This is a genomic window from Rhodosalinus sp. FB01, from assembly GCF_041365715.1.
Lineage (GTDB): Bacteria > Pseudomonadota > Alphaproteobacteria > Rhodobacterales > Rhodobacteraceae > Rhodosalinus.
Genome location: NZ_JBGFSH010000023.1, coordinates 1 through 5291 on the forward strand (window position 1 = coordinate 1; position 5291 = coordinate 5291).

At 60.9% G+C, this 5291-nt stretch carries 4 protein-coding genes and 1 pseudogene; 2 read left to right on the top strand and 3 right to left on the bottom strand.

Translation table 11 applies throughout. The features are described from left to right. From AB6A65_RS16270 to AB6A65_RS16280, 3 genes are all read right to left on the bottom strand, one after another. Positions 1–785: restriction endonuclease subunit S (locus AB6A65_RS16270; RefSeq protein WP_371039453.1), on the bottom strand; the 785-nt coding region annotated here is incomplete at its 3' end. 3 nt (positions 786–788) lie between these two features. Further along, the gene (locus AB6A65_RS16275; RefSeq protein ID WP_371039454.1) at positions 789–1220 is read right to left on the bottom strand and encodes a hypothetical protein; all 432 of its coding nucleotides are present in this window, start codon (positions 1218–1220) and stop codon (positions 789–791) included. Then, positions 1217–3076, bottom strand: a complete 1860-nt coding sequence (locus AB6A65_RS16280; RefSeq protein WP_371039455.1) for an N-6 DNA methylase — start codon at positions 3074–3076, stop codon at positions 1217–1219. Before AB6A65_RS16280 ends, AB6A65_RS16275 begins: the two co-directional genes overlap by 4 nt. 659 nt (positions 3077–3735) lie before the next feature. On the opposite strand from AB6A65_RS16280, the gene AB6A65_RS16285 reads away from it, so the two are divergent. Continuing rightward, the gene (locus AB6A65_RS16285) at positions 3736–4116 is read left to right on the top strand and encodes a hypothetical protein (protein ID WP_371039456.1); all 381 of its coding nucleotides are present in this window, start codon (positions 3736–3738) and stop codon (positions 4114–4116) included. A gap of 116 nt (positions 4117–4232) precedes the next feature. Beyond that, positions 4233–5291 (top strand): annotated as a pseudogene (locus AB6A65_RS16290) (hypothetical protein); the annotation flags it as partial.

Sequence of the window (5291 nt, forward strand, 5' to 3'; positions counted from 1 at the left end):
CAAACTCCGTCACCCATTTCCCAGCATAGCTCTTCGGAAATCAGGGCGTCCATTTTCTCCAACTCGCCAGTCAGGAACTGGATGGTAACTTCTTGTTCCTCAAGCGGCGGTATCGGCAAAGCCAAGAACTTGACGTTACCGCAGTTCAAGTGTGGGTGCAGTGCTCCTGTCTGGATCGAGCGCAAGCTGTTCTGCCCGAACTCTGAAGTCAGAACCCAAGACATCCAGCGACCAGTCACTTCCGATAGGATCGGGGAAACGATAATCAAGGCGTGACAGTTGCACCCTTCGAACTCCGGCGGCACTACCGCGACTTGTCCAATGTCACCTGTCTGAACGATCAGGACATCTTCAGCCTTTAGGATCGACTTAGAGTGACCGTCACTCCACTCGCCGTCAACGTAGTAGGGGCGATCGAAGATTATCTGATTTCGCTTGATATGAAGCGACTGGAGGTAGCGAACGCCCTCATCCCTAAGGATGTCACGGGTAGGACCGACGTATCCATTCGTTATCTTGGTACTTACGGAATTGATGCCGCGGACGCTCCAATGCGCCGGGATCTCACCCAGCCACTTCACGCCCGAGTCCTTCATCGGGGCAGTCGGGTCGAGGGTCTTTGTGACGGCGTGGGAGATGACGGCCTGGCGCTTCTCCTTCAGGAGCGCGATCAGCCGCCGCTGCTCCTCCACCAGCGCATCGATCTTCCCCGTTTCCCGGTCGAGAAACGCCGCAATGGCGCGTTGTTCGGGGAGGGGTGGGAAGGCAAGTACAAGGTCTGACATGAACTACCAACTCGCGCGTGGCATCTTTGCGCCGTACGTTGAGCCATAAACGATGGAGATGAACCAAGGAGTGAGCATCTGTAGTTGTAGGAAGCGCCCTTCGATTTGTGAGGTCGGACGCAGGACATGGAAATCGCCAACCGCCCCGCCGTGCCGGTCAGCGAGAGCAACCTTGGCGAGATAGGGCCGCAGCTTACCGAACAAGACGTCACCGGACTGGAACGAGATGCCCTCGCCAGAGTACTCGCTCTCAATATCGAACACTCTACCCGACCAGCTCTCCACGTGTTCGAGGCCGACCGCGAAGTCGGTGTCGCTCGCTTTTTCCGTGACAAGGGTCGCCGCCCATCGAAGACGCTTGGCTTCCCAGTGGACCGGTATGGAGCCTAGCCAATCTACGCCCGTCTCAATGTACTCCGGATAGGTATTACTCACGCCGCCAGCTCCGCCAGCATCCGTTGGATGTTCCGCGTGACCTCCTCCAGATCCGCATCGATCTCCTCCAGATCACGTGGCGGCTCGAAGACGTAGAAGTGCCGGTTGAACGGGATCTCGTAGCCGACCCGCGTCTTGTCGTGATCGACCCAGGCATCGGGGGCATGGGGTAGAACCTCCCGCTGGAAGTACTCCTCCACATCCTCGGTCAGTGGCACGATCTCGGTGTCCCGTAGCGCCGTGTCGGGCTGTGGCTTGCCCTTCTGCGCCCCGCGCGTTCCCAGCACGATCTTGCCCGCCTCGTCGCGCTGTGGGCGTTCCACGGTAATCTGCCGGTACCCAAAGGCCTTGTTGGGCAAGAGCAGCGAGAAGGGCCGCACCTTGGTGATGACATCCATCTTGCCGGGCATCCCGCCGCGCCCCTCCACGATCTCGGTCCAGCTTCGCGCGGCCCGCTCCTGCGCGTCCTCGGGCGTATCCCGCGCTTCCGTGTAGGTGTGGAACTCTGCCTCGATGCAGTCGCCGAAGATCTTGGTGATCTGCGCGATCCCCTCACCGCTGATCTCGCGACGCTTGGACCCGAGAGACTTGCGCATCTTCTGCCAGAGCGAGCTGGCGTCGATCAACTGGACAAGCCCCTTGCGATGCTCGGGCTTCCGGTTCGACAGGACCCAGACATAAGTGGCGATCCCGGTGTTGTAGAAGAGATCGGTCGGCAAGCCGATGATCGCCTCGACAAGGTCGTTCTCCAGCACGTAGCGGCGGATCTCGCTCTCGCCCGACCCAGCGCCCCCGGTAAAGAGGGGGGAGCCGTTCAGCACGATCGCGAAGCGCGAGCCGCCGTCTTTCGCGGGACGCATCTTGGACAGCAGGTGCATGAGGAACAGGAGTGAGCCATCTGAAACACGGGGAAGGCCTGGGCCGAAGCGACCGTTGAAGCCCTCGACCTCGTGTTCGCGCTTAACCTCTTTCTGGACCTTCTTCCACTCCACGCCAAAGGGCGGGTTCGAGAGCATGTAGTCGAACTTGGTGTCGGGGTGGCCGTCCTCGGACAGCGTGTTGCCAGCGACGATGTTCCGGACGTCCTGTCCCTTGATCAGCATGTCGGCCTTGCAGATCGCGTAGGAGAGGTCGTTCAGTTCCTGCCCGTACATGGTCAGGCGGGCATCGGGGTTGTGTTCGGACAGGTACTCGTCGGCGACGGAGAGCATCCCGCCGGTCCCTGCCGTGGGATCGTAGATCGTGCGGACAACGCCGGGCTTGGACAGCACATCGTCATCCTCGACGAAGAGGAGGTTGACCATCAGCCGGATGACCTCGCGCGGGGTGAAGTGTTCCCCGGCGGTGTCGTTCGAGGCCTCGGCGAACTTGCGGATCAGCTCCTCGAAGATCAGGCCCATCTGCATGTTCGACACGCGGCCAGGATGCAGGTCGAAGCCCGCGAACTTCTCGGTCACCATGTAGAGGAGCTTGTTCTTGGCCAGCCGATCCACCTGCTCGGCAAAGGAGAAGCGGTCGAAGATGTCCTTCACCTCCGGCGAGAAGCCCTCGATGTAGGACAAGAGGTTCGGCCCGATGTTGTCCTGGTCACCCACAAGGCGGCGCATGTCGAGGGATGAGGCGTTGTAGAACGCGGCCCCGGACACACGGCGCATGAAAGGATCGGGGTTGAGGCCCTCCCGCGTCTTCTCCTCATTCTCGCGGAGGACGGCCTCTTTCGTCGGCTGAAGGACGCAGTCGAGGCGGCGCAGGACGGTGAATGGAAGGATCACCCGCCCGTATTCAGATTGCCGGTAGTCGCCCCGCAGGAGATCGGCCACGGACCAGATCAGAGCAGAAAGACCGGACTGGTTCATTTGGGTCACCACTAACCTTTTCGCTACAACCTCCGGGCAGGGTAACCCACCAGTAAGCGGCAAGGGAAGACCGGCCCCGAGGTGGCACATTTGGCACGCGTCCTCTGGTATCGGTGCCGAGGTCAGGACCCACCATTGAACAACGAGCCTTACGCTTCTCCCTCCTGATCCCGTCCACGAAGTCCGCGATACCGGCCGGCGGCTTGTTTGTGGCGAACTCGGGATAGCGCTCGTCCTGGACCAGATGGGGTGGACGCAGATCGAGAAGTGGGCGGCATGACGGGATATAGCCGGGCAAGAGCAAGGAGGACCTCCTCCTCGTCGACGAGGTCCACCCTCTCTTGGGGGGCCTATACTCAAGCTATAGCCGGGCCGGTTCACGACGTGGTCGTGGTGGACGAGGATGTCGGCGCTCCTGAATTGAGTTCCACCATTCTACAGACCGGAACCTTGCTCGACCTGATCGTTGCATGACCGGCTCTGCGCCTCGCAACAGACCCAACTCACAGGACCACACCATGACAAAACCAGCGCCTTCCGCGCATGGGGAGATCCGTGCTTTGTGCCCTTGCCCCACGGGGGGTACATCATCCATAAGGAGCTATAGGCACAACGTACCCCCCAGACTTTCGACTTCGTCCTCCCTGTCAGGAAAGACCATGATTGGGTTCGAGGACGAGATGAACCGCCATGGCTGCAGACCAACCTCCTCGATGAGGAAGGGCCTATTCGACCTCTCTATAGCCCTGCAGGACATGGCTGAGAACCGGCTCTCCCCGCAGCACCACCTCTTCAGCCTAGATCCCGGTATGGGCAAGACCACCATGGTCAGGCACTTCCTCGACCAACTCCTCAGGTCTCCCTTTCATGGCAGTGTCTCCGGCATCGTCTTCCTCTATACCCTGGAAGAGGTCGAGAAGCTGGTCCGCGCCTTGCAGGGTCTGGGTCTGCATGACCATGTCGGTGTCCTTGTCGCAAGGATAAAGAGGACCGTTTCGCCGAGCTGGTCAATCTTAGACATGACGAGGCGAGGATCCTGATCACGACCCAGCAGATGCTCACACAGCGTTGTCGTGGGGGTCGCCGATTCGCCGAGGTCCAGGCCTTCCAGTATCGAGGGTCTGCCCGGTCTGTCCGTATCTGGGACGAGGCCTTCATGCCGGGCGAGGAGTTCTCAGTTTCCTCGGACGATCTCGCCAGCCTGCTCCAGCCAGCCAGAGAGCGCTGCAGTGAGCTGGCGACGGCTATTGAAGGCCTTAGGGCAACCCTGATGAAAGCCAAAGCCAACAAGCGCCTGCAGGTGCTTGACCTCGAAACCCTTTGCGGGCGCGAAGCCATAGCTGTCCTGCGCAGCATGGCCGTGGGCGTGGACCATGCCGAGCCTATACGGGCCGCAGCTCAGAACCTGTTGGATGTCGCCGGGGAAGCCCCGCTAGTCTACCGGGATACCGCGAAGGATGGGATCAAGATTATCCTCGATTACCGAGACACCATCCCGTCCGACCTCGCCCCCATGGTCATCCTCGATGCCTCAGGGCGGTGTCGCCACACCTACCGGCTCATAGAGACGCAGCGCGGTAACCTCGTCCGGCACGAAACGGTCGGCAAGGACTACAGCAACCTTTGGATCGGTGTCTGGGCCTGTGGTGGGGGTCGGAGTTCCTTCGAACAGGACAGCGAGAACAAGCGGCTGCGGGGGATCGCACAGACAATCCAGGAGCGTCCTGACGAGGACTGGCTGGTCATCCACCACAAGGACCGCAAAGGCGCGGAGTGCTTCAAGACCCAGCTCAGCGCCTTCCTCCCCGAGGAGGTCCTCTCCAAGGTCAGCTTCCTGCACTGGGGCAATCACCACGGGACCAACGACTACGGCCACATCGGGAACGTGATCCTGGCGGGCACCTTCTTCCTGCCCGACAAGGTCTACGAGGGTCGCGCCCGACTGTCGGCTGGCATGTGCGACGAAGATAAGCTCCACCCGAACGTCAAGCGGGCGGTGAAGGAAGGTGAGCATATGCACGGCATCCTGCAGGCCCTGTGCCGGGCGTCTGTGCGCGGTATGGATACCGAGGGGCGCTGCCGTCCCTGCCGGGCCTACATCATCGCCAGCAACCAGTCAGGGATCGCCAAACTCCTGCCTAGCCTCTTCCCCGGCTGCAGAGTGGCGAGATGGAAGCCCGTGCCCGAGAAGGTGAAGGGCAAGGTCAGGGAAGCG